This is a genomic window from Mesorhizobium sp. M7A.F.Ca.CA.002.15.2.1 (assembly GCF_003998715.1).
Classification (GTDB): domain Bacteria; phylum Pseudomonadota; class Alphaproteobacteria; order Rhizobiales; family Rhizobiaceae; genus Mesorhizobium; species Mesorhizobium ciceri.
In genome coordinates this window covers 1-16,930 of sequence record NZ_RZPI01000038.1, presented here as the reverse complement: position 1 = coordinate 16,930, position 16,930 = coordinate 1, and the positions used below count along the sequence as shown (strand labels likewise).

The following is a 16,930-nucleotide window of genomic DNA, read 5'->3' as shown; positions in this document are numbered from 1 at the left end:
GGCCAGCGCCGCGAGATCGGCTGTCGAAAGATCGAGGGAATCGCCCATGGCCTGAATTTATCACATTCAGGGCGATCGCTTCGATGTCCGCATTCAGCGATCGTGCCAATGTCGCTGCCGGAGCAAACAAGGTCGGCGGGTGCAGCGCCGCGATTTCCAAAAGAGCGGAAACATCGTGGGAATTCCTATATGTAGTCCTCGACCTGACTCCAGGAGACAACGCCGCGTGTTCCTTTCGGTTTTCGACCTGTTCAAGATCGGCATAGGACCCTCGAGTTCGCACACGATGGGACCGATGACCGCCGCGGCGCGGTTTCTCGACGAGGTCGCGGGAAATGACTGGCCGCGCCCGGCGGGTGTGAAGGTCGACCGCCTTGGCGCCAGCCTGCACGGGTCACTCGCCTATACCGGCATCGGCCACGGCAGTGACCGCGCCGTCATGCTCGGCCTTGCCGGTCTGACGCCGCAGACGGTCGATCCCGACCAGGCCGATGGCATTGCCAGTCGCATCGCCGCCGAAAAGCGTATTTCGCCGCCCGGCCATCCCACCTATCGCTTCGATCCGGCCAGCGATCTGGTGCTGGACCGCAAGACGCCGCTCACCGGCCACGCCAACGGCATGGCGTTCTACGCCTATGATTCCGGCGGCCGCCTGCTGCTCAAGCGCATCTATTATTCGATCGGCGGCGGCTTCGTGGTTTCCGAAGAGGAACTGCAGCGGATGAAGGCCAAGGGATCGGTGACGACGGAAGGCAAGAAAGTGCCTTATCCGTTCAAGAATGCGGTCGAGATGCTGGCCATGGCCGGCAAAAGCGGCCTTTCCATCGCCGACATGAAACGCGTCAACGAGGAGACGCAGATGACGCGCGAGGCGCTCGACGCCGGCCTCGACGGCATCTGGAGCGCCATGAAAGGCTGCATCGACCGCGGCCTGTCGCAGGACGGCATCATGCCGGGCGGGTTGAAGGTGCGCCGCCGTGCCCGCATGCTGCATGACAAGCTGCAGGAGCAATGGCAGCAGAACAAGCCCAATCCCTTGCTCGCCAATGACTGGCTGTCGATCTACGCCATGGCGGTGAACGAGGAAAACGCCGCTGGCGGCCGGGTCGTCACAGCGCCGACCAACGGTGCGGCCGGCACGCTGCCGGCGGTGCTGCGCTACTGGCTGCATTTCCATCCCGAGGCGGACCAGCCGAGCATTCGTGATTTCCTGCTGACGGCTGCTGCGGTCGGCGGCATCATCAAGACCAATGCTTCGATCTCCGGCGCCGAAGTCGGCTGTCAGGGCGAGGTCGGGTCGGCATCGGCAATGGCGGCGGCCGGCCTGTGCGCCGTCATGGGCGGTACGCCCGAGCAGGTCGAGAATGCCGCCGAGATCGCGCTCGAACACCATCTCGGCATGACCTGCGATCCGGTTGGCGGGCTGGTGCAGGTGCCGTGCATCGAGCGCAATGCGCTGGGCGCGGTCAAGGCGGTGACGGCAGCGTCACTGGCCATCAAGGGCGACGGCACCCATTTCGTACCTCTCGATGCAGCAATCGAGACCATGCGCCAGACCGGCCTCGACATGAACGAGAAGTACAAGGAAACCAGCCTGGGTGGGCTCGCCGTCAACGTCGTGGAATGCTGAAGGCTGGCCTAAACTGCCACTGTGGAGAAGTCGATCCGGTCGTTGACGCGTCCGCATGCGGGACTAACCTTAAGCGATGTCTCTCAATCTCATAAAACTCTGTGTCGGCTGCGACAGCGTCGAAGATCTCGAGGAGTGGATCGCCTTCCGCCTCGACGAGCGGCGGCGCGCCGGTGAGCCGGTCGAGCAATATCACACCACGCGCATGATGCCGACGCGCGGCGCCGAGGTCACCGATGGCGGTTCGCTCTATTGGGTGATCAAAGGAAATGTGCAGTGCCGCCAACTGATCACCGAGATCCGGCCGTTCACCGATAGTGAAGGCATCGGCCGCTGCCACCTGATTCTCGACCCCGAGGTTGTTCGAACCGACTGGCAGCCGCGCCGGGCCTTTCAGGGCTGGCGCTATCTGAAGCCGGCCGACGCGCCGCTCGATCTGGGCAAGGGCAAGGCCGGACTGATCGAGATGCCGCCGAAACTCAGGCGCGAGCTTGCCGACCTCGGCCTGCTCTGACCCCAGGTGGCATCACCGTCTGGCCCTTTGTGCCACCCGATGTGGGGCTTGCAAGCGATGTGGCAACGCCACATCTTGTTTTTTATGAGCGATAAGAAGCAACCTGTGCCAGCGAGGACCAATCCTGCGCCGATCAAGCCTCAATCCAACGCTGGCGAGATCGACGCCTTCATTCGCCAGGCGAGGACACTTGCCGCATCGGCGACCGGTTCGGGCAGGCTGATCCTTGCTCTCGACGCGACGATGAGCCGCCAGCCAACCTGGGATCTGGCCTGCACGCTGCAGGGCCAGATGTTCGACGCCGTCGGCAAGGCAGGAACCCTCAGCGTGCAACTGGTTTATTTTCGCGGTCTTGGCGAGTGCCGTTCGTCCGCTTTCGTGAGCGACACCAATGCCTTGAAGCAGCTGATGACGCGGATCGAGTGCCGCAGCGGTCACACCCAGATCGGCAAGGTGCTGGCGCATGCGTTGAAACAGACGGCAACCGCTAAGGTCAATGCGCTGGTCTATATCGGCGATGCGATGGAAGAGGATATCGACGATCTGGCCGAAAAGGCCGGCAGCCTCGGCCTTCATGGCGTTCCTGTCTTCGTCTTTCAGGAAGGCCATGATTCCAGCGCGGAAAAGGCATTCAAAGAGGTTGCGCGGCTGTCCAAGGGGGCCTGGTTCCGGTTTGATCGGCGGGCTGCCGCGACCCTGGCCGGACTGCTTTCGGCTGTCGCCGTGTTCGCGACCGGCGGGTTGAAGGCGCTCGAAGCCAGAGGCAGGCCGGAAGACCGGCTGATGATCGAGCATCTGCGGGGCGGCGGAAAATAATGGGCGCAATCATCGCTTTTGTAGCGTTGCTTTTGCTGCTGCTCGGCGCGGTGACGATTTTTCTGCGTGCCGAGCCAGCGAAACTGGCGGGCACGCTGCGAACGCTTGGGCCGGCTCTTCTGGCAGTTGTCGGCGTCGCCGTGCTGGTGGTCGGCCGTGAAGGCGTCGGCGGCATGATCCTCACCGCGGCAATTGCCTGGTATGGTTCCATGCGAATGAAACGCCAGCCGGCGGGGCTTGCACCGGGCAAACGCTCGACGGTGCGCACAGCGGCATTGGAAATGGAGCTCGATCACGATACCGGCGGCCTCGAAGGACTGGTCCTGGCTGGCCGCCACGAAGGCAAGATGCTTGGCGCGATGGGGCTGGTGGAATTGCAGCACCTCTACCGCGAACTCTCCGGTGATCCGGAGAGCCGGCAGTTGCTAGAGACGTATCTTGACGGCAGATTTCCCGTCTGGCGCAAAAACACTGAGACGAACGGTGGCGAAGGGCTGGGTGTTGCGCCAGGTCCGGGCGCCATGACTAAGGAGGAGGCCTACAAGGTCCTTGGTCTTGAAGCGGGGGCCGCCGCGGCGGATGTCCGCAAGGCGCACCGCCGCCTGATGCAGCGCCTGCACCCCGATGTCGGCGGCACGTCTTTCCTGGCGGCGCGGATTAACGAAGCCAAGGACGTCTTGCTCTCCAATCACAACTAGTCTCCTTCGACGCAGAATTTTTCCGGGAGATGATTTCCACGCCGTCCTACTGCTGGACGGCGTAGCACTCGATGTTCTTCTTCTTCAAAGCGGTGCAGGCCTTCCAGGCGGCGGTCTTCGAACCGAAGCCGCCGAAGCGGGCGCGATAGTAGGTGACGCCGTCCTTGTCGAAGGCGACGGTGAAGCCGGAGGCGTCGGCCAGCACCTTGGGCGCCTGCTTGGTGGTCTTGTCGAGGAAGGCCTGTGCCTCGGACTGCTTTGGCGACGAGGCGACCTGAATGGCCCAGCCCGACGGCACCGACGCCGTGTTGACCGGATCGACGGCCGCTGGTGTTGGCTCGGCATAGGCAGCGACGACCTGGGCCGTCGCGACCTGGGGGGCTGAAACGATGACGGTCTTGACCTTTCTGGTCTTGACGACGGGGGCTGCTTCTTCGGCCTGCGGGGTATCGTCTTCCGCGACCGTGGCGTCCTCGGCGACGGTGGCGTCGTCCTGCGCCACAACAGGCTTGTCATCGGGCGTCGGAGCGTCATGCTTGGGCAGGAGAACCTGGGCGAGGGCGGTGACCGGGTTGTTGCCGCCGGCCTTGGCCACCAGATCGCCACCGCCGCGAGTCGATGCCCTCGGCAGATAGGTGTTGATCAAGCTGGCCATCTGATTGTCGCGGCTGCGGCCGGAACTGCCGCCCATGACCACGCCGACGATGCGGCGATTGCCGTCGGAAACCGACGAGACGAGGTTGAAGCCGGAGGCGCGGGTGTAGCCCGTCTTGATGCCGTCGACACCCTTGATGCGTCCGAGCAGGCGATTGTGACCGTTGATGCGCTGACGCCCGTAGAGGAAGGAGCGCTGCGAGAAATAGCCGTAATATTGCGGAAAATGTTCGCGCAGCGCGATGCCGAGCGTCGCCATATCGCGCGCGGTGGTGAACTGGCCAGGGTCTGGCAGGCCATTGGCGTTGCGGAACACGGTGCCGTTCATGCCCAGCGCACGCGCCTTGGCGGTCATCATGCGGGCAAAAGTGGTTTCATTGCCGCCGAGCATTTCGCCGAGCGCGGTGGCCGAGTCATTCGCCGACTTGGTGACGATCGACAGGATCGCGGTCTCGACCGTGACCGAACCGCCCGGCTTCACGCCAAGTTTCGTCGGCGCCTCGGCGGAGGCCTTGGCGGAAAACACCACTGGCGTATTCCTGCTGATCTTGCCCTTCGCCATCGCTTCGAAGGTCAGGTACAGCGTCATCATCTTGGTCAGCGAAGCTGGATAGCGCCTGCCGTTGGCATCTGCGGAGTAAAGCACCTTGCCAGTCTTGGCATCCACGACGATGGCCGCCTGCTTGGCCGCCAGCGACGAGGCAACGTCTCCAAAAACGAATGTCATCGCCAAGGCGATGATCATCATCGTTTTGAGAGGGGAGGTGGATTTGGAAACGATGCCCAACAACGCCTTACGCACTGGTACTTCCCTTGGATTTCTTCGTTGCGTTGGAGGCGGCAAAGGGTCCTGCCTCGCTTCCGGCCAAGCTACCGGCGCAGCGTTACCAATCCGTTTATGGTAACCGCCGCGTTCACCATTTTCTTCGTGCTTGAAGCTCTCTTTATTCGATTTTTAGCCATTGGCTGCGCAGGCGGGTCCGCGAGCCCGCGAAATCTTGACTTTTGTGCGGCGCACAATATATTATCTTGCATTGCACAAGGGCGCCCCGAAGAAGGACGCCTCAACCGTCAAGGGAATCGTGAAATGACCCAGACCTATGAGGACTTCAGCAAATACGGCAAAGAGTTCGCCGACACCGGATTGAAGAGCTTCGCGTCGCTCTCCAAGGGCGCACAGGCGATTGCCACCGAGGCTGGTGAATACACCAAGAAGAGTTTTGAAACCGGCAGCGCCACTGTGGAGAAGCTGTTTTCAGCCAAGTCGCTGGAAAAGGCCATCGAGATCCAGTCGGACTACGCCAAGCAGTCCTATGAGGCGTTCGTCGCCGAGGCTACCAAGATCGGCGATCTCTATGCCGAACTCGCCAAGGAAGCCTACAAGCCATTCGAATCGATCGTTGCCAAGGCGAAGTAATTTCGCCCGGGCGAACTGATTTCGCCTGACGTGACCCAGATTCAGCCTTTTGACCCGAGAAAAAGCCCGGCCGTGGAAACGTGGCCGGGCTTTTTCGTGTCAATTTCCGTTCCAGAGCCTCGCGCCCCTTCACGATTGCGAAAATCGTCCAAGTTTGGTGACCTAGCCATATTGTCAGCTAACCAGAAGGGCTTAAAATCGTACATCGAACACCTACATGTCGAACTCGCATGGGGAATCGAAAGAGGCAGGAATACGTGACGATCGGTTTGACTGCCACGAGACGCGTGGTGCGAATGCAAGACGGCGACGGTAACGGCAATGGGGCCGGCCGTGGGACGGCCGTCATCACGCGCACCAAAACCAAGACCAAGAAGCCCAGCCTTTATCGGGTCCTCATCCTCAACGACGACTACACTCCGATGGAGTTCGTGGTTCACGTGCTGGAGCGTTTTTTCCAGAAGGATCGCGAAGCCGCCACACGCATCATGCTTCATGTTCACAATCATGGAGTGGGCGAGTGCGGGGTCTATACATTCGAGGTGGCCGAGACCAAAGTGTCCCAGGTCATGGATTTCGCCCGACAGAATCAGCATCCGCTGCAATGCGTGATGGAGAAGAAGTGAGGTAACATGCCGGCTTTCTCCCAAGGCCTGGAAAAGGCGCTTCACCAGGCGCTGACGCTCGCCAATGAGCGGCACCATGAATATGCAACCCTAGAACATCTGCTGCTCGCGCTCATCGACGACACCGAGGCGGCCGCCGTCATGCGCGCCTGCAATGTCGATCTCGATGAGCTCAAGCATACGGTTCTCACCTATATCGACACCGAGCTGGACAACCTCGTCACCGGCTACGACGAGGACTCCAAGCCGACGGCCGGTTTCCAGCGCGTCATCCAGCGCGCGGTGATCCATGTGCAGTCTTCTGGCCGCGAGGAAGTGTCGGGCGCCAACGTGCTCGTCGCCATCTTCGCCGAGCGCGAGAGCCATGCCGCCTATTTCCTGCAGGAACAGCAGATGACCCGCTACGATGCGGTCAACTACATCTCGCACGGCATTGCCAAGCGTCCGGGCGCGTCGGAGACACGCTCGCCGCGCGGCGCCGATGACGAGCAGGGCGGCCAGAACGGCGCCGAGCCGCAAGAGGAAGGCGGCAAGAAGAAGCAGCAGCAGGACGCGCTGACGGCCTATTGCGTCAATCTCAACAACAAGGCCAAGGCCGGCAAGATCGACCCGCTGATCGGCCGCGAGTCCGAGATCAACCGCACCATCCAGGTGCTGTGCCGCCGCTCCAAGAACAACCCGCTCTACGTCGGTGACCCCGGCGTCGGCAAGACGGCGATCGCCGAGGGCCTGGCCAAGCGCATCGTCGAGGGCGACGTTCCCGAAGTGCTGCACAATGCCACCATCTTCGCGCTCGATATGGGCACGCTGCTCGCCGGCACGCGCTATCGCGGTGATTTCGAGGAACGGCTGAAGCAGGTCGTCAAGGAGCTCGAGGATTATCCTGGCGCCGTGCTGTTCATCGACGAGATTCACACGGTGATCGGGGCAGGGGCGACTTCAGGCGGCGCCATGGATGCGTCCAACCTGTTGAAGCCGGCGCTGTCGTCGGGTGCGATCCGCTGCATCGGCTCGACCACCTACAAGGAATTCCGCCAGTTCTTCGAGAAGGACCGTGCCTTGGTGCGGCGCTTCCAGAAGATCGACGTCAACGAGCCGACCATCGAGGACGCGATCGAGATCATGAAGGGCCTCAAGCCCTATTATGAGGAGTTCCACAAGGTGAAGTTCACCAACGAGGCGATCAAGGCCTCGGTGGAACTGTCGGCACGCTACATCAACGACCGCAAGCTGCCGGACAAGGCGATCGACGTGATCGACGAGACCGGCGCCTCGCAGATGCTGGTGCCGGAAGCCAAGCGCAAGAAGACTATCGGCATCAAGGAGATCGAGGCGACGATCGCCACCATGGCCCGCATCCCGCCGAAGACGGTTTCGGCCGACGACGAGAAGGTGCTGCAGGGCCTCGATATCGAGCTGAAGCGAGTCGTCTATGGCCAGGACACTGCGATCACCGCACTGACCTCGGCGATCAAGCTGGCGCGTGCCGGCCTGCGCGAACCGGAGAAGCCGATCGGCTCCTACCTGTTCTCCGGCCCGACCGGCGTCGGCAAGACCGAAGTGGCCAAGCAGTTGGCCGCGTCGCTCGGCGTGGAGCTGATCCGCTTCGACATGTCGGAATATATGGAGCGCCACACCGTGTCGCGGCTGATCGGTGCTCCTCCCGGCTATGTCGGCTTCGACCAGGGCGGTCTTCTGACGGACGGCGTCGACCAGCATCCGCATTGCGTGCTGTTGCTGGACGAGGTCGAGAAGGCGCATCCGGACCTGTTCAACATCCTGTTGCAGGTTATGGACCATGGCAAGCTGACCGACCACAACGGCAAGCAGATCGACTTCCGCAATGTGATCCTGATCATGACCACCAATGCGGGCGCGTCGGATGCGCAGCGTGCGGCGATCGGCTTCGGCTCGACCAAGCGCGAAGGCGACGATGTCGAGGCGATCAACCGGCTGTTCACGCCGGAGTTCCGCAACCGTCTCGATGCGATCATCCCGTTCGGCTCGCTGCCGGTGCCGGTCATCCATCAGGTGGTGCAGAAGTTCGTCATGCAGCTCGAGGCCCAGCTTTCCGAGCGTGGCGTCACCTTCGACCTGTCGGCGGACGCGATCGCCTGGCTCGCCGACAAGGGCTATGATGAGCGCATGGGCGCGCGGCCGCTCGGTCGTGTGATCCAGGAGCACATCAAGAAGCCATTGGCCGACGAGGTGCTGTTCGGCAAGCTCAAGAAGGGCGGCACGGTGCGCGTCACCGTCGAGAAGAAGGAAACCGGCGAGACCGGCCTGAAGCTCGAATCGCTGGCCGACGAGGCGCCGGTGAAGCCGAAGAAGGAAGAGCCGGAAGAAACGCCGAAGTCCAGAAAGGCCGTGGTGAAAAAGCCGGCGGCCAAGAAGCTGGTGGCGCAGAAGCCCGAAGCCAAGGGCAAGGACGGCGGCAAGCGCAGCCTGGTGCCACAACTGCCCCGAAAGAACTGAGCTTACGAAAGTCAAAAAAGCCCCGGAGACGGGGCTTTTTTATTGGAGCGAGGGTAGGCATAATCGGCCAGATCATCATCCTGAACGGTGCGCCGCGATCGAAAAACAAGCATCGCCAAGGCTGTTCAGGAGTGCTTCGATGGCGTCTGGATCAATCTCGGTGTCGACGTTTGCGATCAGGCCATGCCGCCGCGCTATCGACCCGAGATGGGATTGCGGCCCGGTGGCGCGCCTGTGGCAGGAAGAGGTGCACCGGCCCGGCGTGTACGATCTGGAAGTCGACACGTCGCTCCTGAGCCCTGGGCAATGCGCGGACACGCTCGCAGAGCAGCTTCGGCAAGGACCGTATCGAACAGCGTTTCGGAAATGTCCAACCCATCCAGCGCCGCCCTTGAGGCGTTTTGACCGGCATGCCGCCGCAGGCGAGTTCGTCCAGATCGGCGAATTTACATCCCGCAAAGGGCCGGCGATTGCATGGTGGAGCTCTCAGCGGCCGCGCTGTCCGACTCGAAACGGGTCAGCAAATATCCGCACGCCTTCCAGATCGCGACCATCAGGGATGCGCCCGCATAGCCATCCACGGCATAGTGCCAGCCAAGCACGACGGATCCGACCATAATGACGCCGCGAATAACCACATCACAACACCGGCCAGCCGAGACCGCCGCGTTGCATAGAGAGCGAACAGCACCGCCATCGCAACGTGCAGGGATGGGAAGGCGGATATACCGACGCTGCCGGTAGTTGCGCCGGTGTAGCCACCCCACAGCATATCCTGCGTGTTGAGCGCCCAGATTGGATAGATGCGATCGGCGGTGGCGAGTGCTTGCATGAGGGCGTGAAAGTCGTTGCCGAACCCCAATCGCTCGTAAAAGCAAGGGCCAGCCGACGACAGGCCCATCGCGAGGAAGAAGCCACCCAGCGTCCACACCGTCATGAAGCTCATCAGGAACTGGTGACGCAGCTTCGTATCCTTGCGTGCGATGCACACGGTGAAAACCGCGGTAATGAGCACGACGAACCAGAAATTGTAAGCGATGTTGATGATCTTCAATGCAAGCGGCGACTGGACGGTAAACCACAACCATTCGTGCGGGGCTCGACCGAAATGCAGGATGCGGTCGGCCTGAGCCAATGCCTTGTCCCATGCAAACGGAGAGAGGATTGCAATGGCTCCCTTCAACACACCGATCGCGGATATGAAGGCAAGACCCGCACCCAGGCCATTCAGGCTGTTGGCAATGCGTTCGGCGTCGCCAAAGAATCTACCCAGTGACTTGAGGAAGGTGTGCAGCGGTTCGGTATCCCGCTGGACCAGCGCAAGATGGAGAAGCGTCCCAAGTGCAAAGGCTGAGCCGCAAATCCAGAAGGCGATGAAAAGATACTCAGCGTATTCCTCCAGAACGCCGAAATCCGGCATGTTTCCAGTGTGCCACCCGACTGCGCTTGCCAGAAGCAGCGCAGCGGCAGCCATAGCGTGCAGCAGCCGGTGTCGCCAAAAGGCATCCGCCAAGATGCCAAGAAAAGCACGCTCGAAAATTGCCCCCGCCAGTGGGGCCGATGCCGCAACCGAATGTTCCATGGTTTTGAAGCCCCACAGCTCGCCACGCGTTAGCATTTTACCGTGAGATGGTTCGATATTTCCTAATCAGACGATTAGAGTTGCAAACGGTTGAGTCGGCACTGGGCACGGCCGGGCATTAGAATCGGCTTCTGGACTGAACGGCGCTTGTTAGTCCGATATTCTCGACCCGGTCCACCACATCATTGGCGGACCTCCCGCTCTCAATTTTTGAGTGCAGTCCGTATCTTTTCGGCGTTACCGACCAGAATCTCCGGCTTCTCCATCTCGCCCGTGTGCGGCTTCAGCGGGATGCCGTCGAAGCGCGGAATGACATGCACATGCAGATGATAGACGGTCTGCCCTGAGGCCGGCTCATTGAACTGCATGACGGTGACGCCATCGGCGCCGAAGGCCTTTTTCACCGCCAGCGCCACTTTCTGAACGGCGCTCAAGAGATGGCCGAAAATTGACGGATCGGCATCGAGAAGGTTGCGCGACGGCGCTTTCGGCACCACCAGCGTATGGCCGGGCCCCTGCGGCATCACATCCATGAAGGCGATGACCGCGTCATCCTCGTAGACACGGTGCGAGGGAATTTCGCCGCGCAGGATCTTGGCGAAAATGTTGTCGGTATCGTAGGCGGCCTCGGTCATGGCGAACGCTCCGGATTGTGCCTTCGTGTAGCGAAGGCGTCGAAATTCGGCAAGATAATCGTCGCCCCCCAGCCGGCCAGCCGGGGCTACTCCTCGAGATCCTTGCGGAACGGGGTATGCTCTTCCAGATATTCGCTCATCCGCTCCACCTCCTGCCGTTCGCGCCGAAGATAGTCGGCGACGGCGTTGCGCAGGCCTGGGTGCGCAATGTAGTGCGCGGAATGCATGGTCACCGGCCGGTAGCCGCGCGCCAGCTTGTGCTCGCCCTGCGCTCCCGCCTCGACCACCTTGAGCTTGCGCTCGATGGCGAAGTCGATCGCCTGATGATAGCAGACCTCGAAATGCAGGAAGGGATGGTCCTCGATGCAGCCCCAGTTGCGGCCATAAAGTGCATCCGAACCGATGAAATTGATCGCGCCGGCGATATAGCGCCCGTTGCGCCTGGCCATCACCAGCAGGATGTCGTCGGCCATGCGCTCGCCGATCATCGAGAAGAATTGACGATTGAGATAGGGCCGGCCCCATTTGCGACTGCCGGTGTCCATGTAGAAGGCGAAGAAATCGTCCCAGGCTTTCTCCGTGAGGTCCTTGCCGGTCAGCCGGTCGATTGAAATGCCTGGGGCAAGCGCTTCGCGCCTTTCCTTTTTCATCGCCTTTCGCTTGCGCGAGGCAAGGGTGGCGAGGAAGTCGTCATAGGTTGAAAAGCCTTCGTTGAAGAAATGGAATTGCTGGTCGGTGCGGTGCAGGAAACCGGCTGCTTCCAGCACCTCCACATCGCTCTCTTGCGCGAAGGTGACATGTGCGGAAGAGACACCGAGCTTTTGCGTCACCGCCTTCAGGCCCGCCGCGAGACCGGCCTTCACCTTGGCACTGTCCTCGCCCCTGGTGACCAGCAGGCGAGGGCCGGTGACCGGGGAGAACGGCACGGCACTTTGCAGTTTGGGATAGTAGCGGCCACCGGCGCGTTCGAACGCATCCGACCAGCCATGGTCGAACACATATTCGCCCTGGCTGTGCGATTTGAGATAACAGGGCACCGCGCCCAGCAATCTGCCTTGCCCATCCTCGAGCCGGAGGTGGTGGCCCTGCCAGCCGGTACGCCGCACGGCGCATCCAGAATCTTCGAGCGCGCCTAGAAAAGCGAATGAAACCAAAGGATTGTAGCTGGCTTCTAAATCGCCGCGCGCAGTTCCCGCAAAGCCATTCCATTCATCATAGGTGAAGGCGCCGATGCCGGCGGCGACGCGGATCGAATAGTCCGCATTGGCCGTTTGTCCGTCACCCTCATCGCCCTGATCCATGAGGCTTATTTAAGCTCCGTCCGGCCTGGTGCAAGTCACGTTTCAGACACTCAGGCGACTTTGACCAGATCGGGTTCGAACCCTTCGAAAGTCATCTGGTCGGCATATCTGAAGGTCAGGTCGACCGCCGGCTGGTCATGCACCGTCCAGGTGATAACAGGCATTTTCAGCCTTTCACGCACGAAGCTGACAAATGGGTTTGGCAGGTCGCCGGCGGCGTAGGAGGTGAAGGCGATCTCATGCGCCAGCATGGCGAAATGCGCCTCGATCAACCCGACGTCCTTGCCGTAGGCGGTGAGACCCCCTGGGATACCCGGCGCGTCCTTCGGAAAATCGCGGACCAGCCAATGGTCGAACGACATGATCGCCGCCTTGCCCTTGTAGCGCTTGAGCATCTTGCCGACGCTTGCCACCAGGCCTTCGTCATAGCCGGGCGTGCCTTTCAGCTCGACGACCAGTGGCACGCGGCCATCGACCAGGTCGAGCGCTTCCTGCAGCGTCGGCACATGGTCCGCCGTGCCACCGACCCTGAGCGCCGCGAGTTCAGCTGCGGTACGCTGCCAGACGAAACCATCCTGGCCGGTCAGGCGCTTGAGATCGCCGTCATGGATGATGACGGGAACGCGGTCGGACGACAGGTGCACGTCGCATTCGATGGCGTAGCCGCGTTCGGCGGCTGCGGCAAAGGCCGACAGCGTGTTTTCCCAGCGCGTCTTGTTCATGTCGTGGAAGCCGCGGTGGGCAACGGGCCGGGCGGTCAGCCAGGATAGCTCGGTCATATCTGTACCCTGGCTCATGCGACTTCGAAGATGGCTTCGATTTCCACTGCGGCATTAAGCGGCAGGCAGGCCGTGCCGACGGCGGAGCGTGCATGCTTGCCGCGCTCGCCAAGGGCGGCGACCAGGAAATCGGAGGCGCCGTTGGCAACCAGATGCTGCTCGACGAACTCGGGTGTCGAGGCGACGAAAACGGTGATCTTCACCAGGCGGCTGATCTTCTCGAGGTCGCCGAGTGCTGCCTTGGCCTGCGCCAGGATGTTGATCGCGCAGTATTTTGCCGCATCCTTGCCGCCTGCGGTATCGAGATCGCGGCCCAACAGCCCGCTCGCCTGCAGCTTGCCGTCCTTAAGCGGCAATTGCCCGGCAGTGAACAGCAAATGGCCGGTCCTGCAATAGGGCACGTAGTTGGCGGCGGGCGCGGCGGCGACGGGAAGCGTCACACCCAGATCGCTTAGCCGCTTTTCGATTGTTTCACTCATGGTATTTCCCTATTGCTTGGTGACGCCGCGCCGGCCGGGCCGAAATTGCTATTTTTGCCTCGCTTCCGCCACGACTTTTTTTAAGCTGGACCATCTTTCCCTGCGGCCTGCCATCAGTCGCGACGATCGGAGTACCTCATGCGCGCAACGCGCCTCGCATTCCATGCCGTCCTGTTGTCGGGGATATTCTCGATAGGCCCTGTCTTCGCAGCGCCGGCGCTGCAAGCCCACCGCGCCGTCTACGATCTTACCCTGAAAAAGGCTTCCGATCAGTCCGGCATCACGGGCATATCCGGCCGCATGGTCTATGAGTTCAACGGCTCGGCCTGCGAAGGCTATACGGTGAAATTCCGCTTCGTCACCCAGATCGTCACCGCTGACGGCACGAAGCTGACGGACCAGCAGACGACAACTTTCGAGGACGCCGAAGGCAAGACCTTTTCGTTCGTGACGAAATCCTTTTCCGACCAGAACCTCGACAAGGAGGTCAAGGGCATAGCCACGAAAGAGGCCAAGGGCCTGAAGGTCGATATCGACAAGCCCGAAAAGAACAGCGTCGAGCTGGCGACAACCCAATTCCCGACCCAGCATTTGGTCGAATTGATCGGCAAGGCCGAAAAAGGCGAGAATTTTTACGAAACCAACCTGTTCGACGGTTCCGAAGACGCCAACAAGGTGATGACCACCACCGTCGTTGTCGGCAAGAAAACCGATGCCGACAAGGCCGACCCGGAAGCTTCGGCACTGGCAAAGCTCGCCACCGACAAATACTGGCCGGTCGACATCGCCTATTTCGACGACACCAACAAGACCGGCGAAGAGGTTCCGGAATACCGTATCAGCTTCAAGCTGCATGAGAACGGCATCACCCGCGATCTCGTCATGGACTATGGCGACTTCTCGATGACCGGCAAGCTGGTCAACCTGTCGCTGTTCGACCAGACAAAACCTTGTCCCGCCAAATAGTGCCTGTCTAGGCAGCTGATTTGCCACGGCACGGCGTGGTCGTAACGAACGACTTGAACGTGCCGCAATCGTCCCTCAACCTCTTCCAGCGTCCAGGCGCGAGGGGGATCAGCTTGAGCAGGATCGATACGTTCGTCGCGCCGCGGCCCAACCCGGCACTGATCAGGGCCATGACATCCGTCAACCGGATCGTCATGCTGCGCGGCATTCCCGGGTTTCGGGATCTGTTGCCGTTCAATCGCCTGGCCGGTCTGCGCGGCGTCTCAAATGTCCGCCATATCGACTTTCCCGACGCCGATCTTGAGCGGCTGAAGGCCAGTTGCGGGGCAGGGAAGGCGACCTTCATCACGCCCAATCATCCCGAGTTCTTCACCGACTGGATGATCGACAAGGAAATCGTGTCGCAGGTCAGCCCGCTCACGGCCTCATGGGCGACCAATGGTGTCGTCAACGGCCTTGGCCGGCTGATGCAGAAGTTCTGGCTGGCCAACAATCTGATCGCCCAGATTCCCGGCAACAGCGGGGCAGCGAAGGAACACTCGATCGCCTGGGCCTTGAAAGGCCATGGCGTGCTGCTGCATCCCGAAGGCGGCGTCGGCTGGCATGCCAATGTCGTTGCGCCTTTGCTGCCGGGTGCCGTCGAGATGGGACTGGAGGCCCTCAAGCGCGGTCGGGCCACGGATCCCAATTTCAAGGTCTGGATCGCGCCCGTCGTCTGGAAGCTTGCCTTCACCGGCAACGTCGAAGCGGCACTGGCGAAGGAATGCGCCTATGTCGAGAAAAACCTCAAAATAGAACGCCAGGCGACCGACACGCTGCCGCAGCGCATTCACCATGTCTATTCGACACTGCTGGCCCGCGATGAAGCTGCCACCGGCATGCCGTTCGACCAAGGCGCTTCCTATGCCCAGCGTCAGAGGGTTTTGGTCACCGAGCTCAGCCGCCAGCTCGGCAAAAGCATCTCAGCCGACATTGATGTCACCGACATCACCGAGATTCTGCGGCGGGCGCGCCGCTGGCAGCGCGAAAACACTGGCGATGCCGAACGGCAAAGGCAGGTCCGCGCGCTCGTCGATAGGGTTCAGAGGCTGCAACGCGTCGGACCCTGGGCCTGCGCCAATCCGCGCATTAGCCAGGAGGAGATCGCCGAACATCTGAAGCGGATCCGCAACGACTATTGTCGGGGCGGGCTGCGCGACACGATGAACCGATTCGTTCCGCAGCCGGCCGGGCCGCGTTGCGCCCACATCCGGGTGCCGGAGGCACTGGGCTTGCATGAGCATACGGGCTCGATCGACGATGCGGTTGCCGATCTGCACCGTCGCATGCAGGATACAGTCACCAACATCGTCGCCGAGCTTGCAGCCAATGGCGGCTTCATTTTCTATCCGAATCCATTCTATCGTCACTGACATCAGCCGGGCCATGTGGCCGACTGTCGTGACGGATGGAAGGCAGACAGCAAGCTTTATGGCAGCCTATGTCGACGCAGCGATCTGGAACTGGGCCGGCCATCGCTGGTGCCATCTGTTGGTCGACGACACCGACGAGTTGCATCGCTTTGCCGCGCATCTTGGCGTCAAGCGCTCATCCTACCAAGGGCCGCCCAAGACATCGGCGCCGCATTATGACATAACCGGCTTCGAGCGTGACCGTGCGGTGCGGCTCGGCGCCATCGAATGCAGCCGCGAGGAGATCGTCGCGGTCTTCCGGCGGGTGCGGGTGCCGAACGGCAAGATAAAGCGCTGACGGCAGCGCGCGGATCGTCGCACGCCGTACACAGGTCCCACGGCGCTTGCGTTTATCGCGCATCCCCTCTATATGCGCGCTCATTCCACACACGGACTTTGGTGTCTGCCCGGGAGAAATCCGGCTGAAACCTCCGGTGGCGTTCGAGGACAAAGTCCAAAAATGCCTGTGTCCGTGGAGGCTAACCGGAAAGGAACTTTGAATGGCACTGCCTGATTTCAGCATGCGCCAGCTTTTGGAAGCTGGCATTCACTTCGGCCACCAGACCCATCGCTGGAACCCGAAAATGGCGCCCTACATCTATGGCGCCCGCAACAACATCCACATCATCGACCTCTCGCAGACGGTGCCTTTGCTGCACCAGGCGCTGAAGCAGGTTTCCGACACCGTCGCCAAGGGCGGCCGCGTGCTGTTCGTCGGCACCAAGCGCCAGGCGTCCGACATCGTCGCCGATGCGGCACAGCGTTCGGCTCAGTACTACGTCAACTCGCGTTGGCTCGGCGGCATGCTGACCAACTGGAAGACGATCTCGAATTCGATCCAGCGCCTGCGCAAGCTCGACGAGATGCTGGCCGGCGAGGCGCAAGGGTTGACCAAGAAGGAACGCCT

At 61.3% G+C, this 16,930-nt stretch carries 17 protein-coding genes and 1 pseudogene; 12 read left to right on the top strand and 6 right to left on the bottom strand.

Going from position 1 to position 16,930, the window contains the following annotated elements:
• The first annotated feature begins 226 nt into the window (after positions 1-226).
• The 4 genes from ENZ74_RS04420 to ENZ74_RS04405 all read left to right on the top strand — a co-directional run bounded on the left by ENZ74_RS04420 (position 227) and on the right by ENZ74_RS04405 (position 3,658).
• The gene (locus ENZ74_RS04420) at positions 227-1,630 is read left to right on the top strand and encodes an L-serine ammonia-lyase (protein WP_063167959.1); all 1,404 of its coding nucleotides are present in this window, start codon (positions 227-229) and stop codon (positions 1,628-1,630) included.
• Positions 1,631-1,706: 76 nt separating this feature from the next.
• Complete coding sequence (locus ENZ74_RS04415) at positions 1,707-2,144, top strand: DUF1489 family protein (protein WP_013531780.1); 438 nt, start codon at positions 1,707-1,709, stop codon at positions 2,142-2,144.
• Positions 2,145-2,228: 84 nt separating this feature from the next.
• Positions 2,229-2,960: a hypothetical protein gene (locus ENZ74_RS04410; protein ID WP_027161546.1), complete on the top strand. Its 732-nt coding sequence runs from the start codon at positions 2,229-2,231 to the stop codon at positions 2,958-2,960.
• On the top strand, positions 2,960-3,658 hold the full coding sequence (locus ENZ74_RS04405) for a DnaJ domain-containing protein (RefSeq protein WP_013531778.1): 699 nt from the start codon (positions 2,960-2,962) through the stop codon (positions 3,656-3,658). The genes ENZ74_RS04410 and ENZ74_RS04405 overlap by 1 nt, the downstream gene beginning before the upstream one ends.
• Before the next feature lie 46 nt (positions 3,659-3,704).
• Here the strand turns inward: ENZ74_RS04405 and ENZ74_RS04400 are convergent, their stop codons facing one another.
• Positions 3,705-5,114 (bottom strand): D-alanyl-D-alanine carboxypeptidase, encoded by a 1,410-nt coding sequence (locus ENZ74_RS04400; protein WP_013531777.1) that lies wholly within the window; start codon positions 5,112-5,114, stop codon positions 3,705-3,707.
• Positions 5,115-5,399: 285 nt separating this feature from the next.
• Here ENZ74_RS04400 and ENZ74_RS04395 point away from each other — a divergent pair, with 285 nt between their 5' ends.
• From ENZ74_RS04395 to ENZ74_RS04380, 4 genes and pseudogenes are all read left to right on the top strand, one after another.
• On the top strand, positions 5,400-5,729 hold the full coding sequence (locus ENZ74_RS04395; protein WP_013531776.1) for a phasin family protein: 330 nt from the start codon (positions 5,400-5,402) through the stop codon (positions 5,727-5,729).
• A 296-nt stretch (positions 5,730-6,025) separates the two neighbouring features.
• Positions 6,026-6,355, top strand: a complete 330-nt coding sequence (gene clpS, locus ENZ74_RS04390; RefSeq protein WP_023812950.1) for an ATP-dependent Clp protease adapter ClpS — start codon at positions 6,026-6,028, stop codon at positions 6,353-6,355.
• 6 nt (positions 6,356-6,361) lie between these two features.
• Positions 6,362-8,830, top strand: a complete 2,469-nt coding sequence (gene clpA, locus ENZ74_RS04385) for an ATP-dependent Clp protease ATP-binding subunit ClpA (RefSeq protein WP_013531774.1) — start codon at positions 6,362-6,364, stop codon at positions 8,828-8,830.
• A 59-nt stretch (positions 8,831-8,889) separates the two neighbouring features.
• Positions 8,890-9,197, top strand: a pseudogene (locus ENZ74_RS04380) (hypothetical protein); the annotation flags it as partial.
• A 186-nt stretch (positions 9,198-9,383) separates the two neighbouring features.
• Here ENZ74_RS04380 and ENZ74_RS04375 read toward each other — a convergent pair.
• From ENZ74_RS04375 to ENZ74_RS04355, 5 genes are all read right to left on the bottom strand, one after another.
• A complete protein-coding gene (locus tag ENZ74_RS04375) occupies positions 9,384-10,412 on the bottom strand; it encodes a phosphatase PAP2 family protein (RefSeq protein WP_245470932.1) in 1,029 nt (342 codons plus the stop codon).
• A 203-nt stretch (positions 10,413-10,615) separates the two neighbouring features.
• Complete coding sequence (locus ENZ74_RS04370; protein ID WP_013531772.1) at positions 10,616-11,047, bottom strand: HIT family protein; 432 nt, start codon at positions 11,045-11,047, stop codon at positions 10,616-10,618.
• Between the two features lie 86 nt (positions 11,048-11,133).
• Positions 11,134-12,348, bottom strand: a complete 1,215-nt coding sequence (locus ENZ74_RS04365; protein WP_063167961.1) for a GNAT family N-acetyltransferase — start codon at positions 12,346-12,348, stop codon at positions 11,134-11,136.
• A gap of 50 nt (positions 12,349-12,398) precedes the next feature.
• Positions 12,399-13,127 carry a glycerophosphodiester phosphodiesterase gene (locus ENZ74_RS04360; protein WP_063170232.1) on the bottom strand — a complete coding sequence of 243 codons (729 nt, stop codon included), beginning with the start codon at positions 13,125-13,127 and terminating at the stop codon, positions 12,399-12,401.
• Between the two features lie 14 nt (positions 13,128-13,141).
• Entirely contained in the window at positions 13,142-13,606 is a 465-nt protein-coding gene (locus ENZ74_RS04355) for a RidA family protein (RefSeq protein ID WP_063167962.1), read from the bottom strand.
• Between the two features lie 138 nt (positions 13,607-13,744).
• Between ENZ74_RS04355 and ENZ74_RS04350 the strand changes: the two genes are divergently transcribed.
• The 4 genes from ENZ74_RS04350 to rpsB form a co-directional block, all read left to right on the top strand.
• The gene (locus ENZ74_RS04350) at positions 13,745-14,572 is read left to right on the top strand and encodes a cell envelope integrity EipB family protein (protein ID WP_063167963.1); all 828 of its coding nucleotides are present in this window, start codon (positions 13,745-13,747) and stop codon (positions 14,570-14,572) included.
• Positions 14,573-14,685: 113 nt separating this feature from the next.
• Positions 14,686-15,984 carry a hypothetical protein gene (locus ENZ74_RS04345; RefSeq protein WP_063167964.1) on the top strand — a complete coding sequence of 433 codons (1,299 nt, stop codon included), beginning with the start codon at positions 14,686-14,688 and terminating at the stop codon, positions 15,982-15,984.
• A gap of 58 nt (positions 15,985-16,042) precedes the next feature.
• The gene (locus ENZ74_RS04340; protein ID WP_127312675.1) at positions 16,043-16,321 is read left to right on the top strand and encodes a DUF4031 domain-containing protein; all 279 of its coding nucleotides are present in this window, start codon (positions 16,043-16,045) and stop codon (positions 16,319-16,321) included.
• Between the two features lie 202 nt (positions 16,322-16,523).
• Positions 16,524-16,930: 30S ribosomal protein S2 (gene rpsB / locus ENZ74_RS04335; protein ID WP_127312674.1), on the top strand; the 407-nt coding region annotated here is incomplete at its 3' end.

Excerpts from the sequence above, each read along its gene's own strand:
- ENZ74_RS04395 (WP_013531776.1), top strand. The coding sequence starts at position 5,400 with ATGACCCAGACCTATGAGGACTTCAGCAAATACGGCAAAGAGTTCGCC.
- ENZ74_RS04370 (WP_013531772.1), bottom strand. The coding sequence starts at position 11,047 with ATGACCGAGGCCGCCTACGATACCGACAACATTTTCGCCAAGATCCTG.
- clpA (WP_013531774.1), top strand. The coding sequence starts at position 6,362 with ATGCCGGCTTTCTCCCAAGGCCTGGAAAAGGCGCTTCACCAGGCGCTG.
- ENZ74_RS04365 (WP_063167961.1), bottom strand. The coding sequence starts at position 12,348 with ATGGATCAGGGCGATGAGGGTGACGGACAAACGGCCAATGCGGACTAT.
- ENZ74_RS04410 (WP_027161546.1), top strand. The coding sequence starts at position 2,229 with ATGAGCGATAAGAAGCAACCTGTGCCAGCGAGGACCAATCCTGCGCCG.
- ENZ74_RS04360 (WP_063170232.1), bottom strand. The coding sequence starts at position 13,127 with ATGACCGAGCTATCCTGGCTGACCGCCCGGCCCGTTGCCCACCGCGGC.
- ENZ74_RS04405 (WP_013531778.1), top strand. The coding sequence starts at position 2,960 with ATGGGCGCAATCATCGCTTTTGTAGCGTTGCTTTTGCTGCTGCTCGGC.
- ENZ74_RS04340 (WP_127312675.1), top strand. The coding sequence starts at position 16,043 with ATGGCAGCCTATGTCGACGCAGCGATCTGGAACTGGGCCGGCCATCGC.
- ENZ74_RS04415 (WP_013531780.1), top strand. The coding sequence starts at position 1,707 with ATGTCTCTCAATCTCATAAAACTCTGTGTCGGCTGCGACAGCGTCGAA.
- ENZ74_RS04355 (WP_063167962.1), bottom strand. The coding sequence starts at position 13,606 with ATGAGTGAAACAATCGAAAAGCGGCTAAGCGATCTGGGTGTGACGCTT.
- ENZ74_RS04375 (WP_245470932.1), bottom strand. The coding sequence starts at position 10,412 with ATGGAACATTCGGTTGCGGCATCGGCCCCACTGGCGGGGGCAATTTTC.
- ENZ74_RS04350 (WP_063167963.1), top strand. The coding sequence starts at position 13,745 with ATGCGCGCAACGCGCCTCGCATTCCATGCCGTCCTGTTGTCGGGGATA.
- clpS (WP_023812950.1), top strand. The coding sequence starts at position 6,026 with ATGCAAGACGGCGACGGTAACGGCAATGGGGCCGGCCGTGGGACGGCC.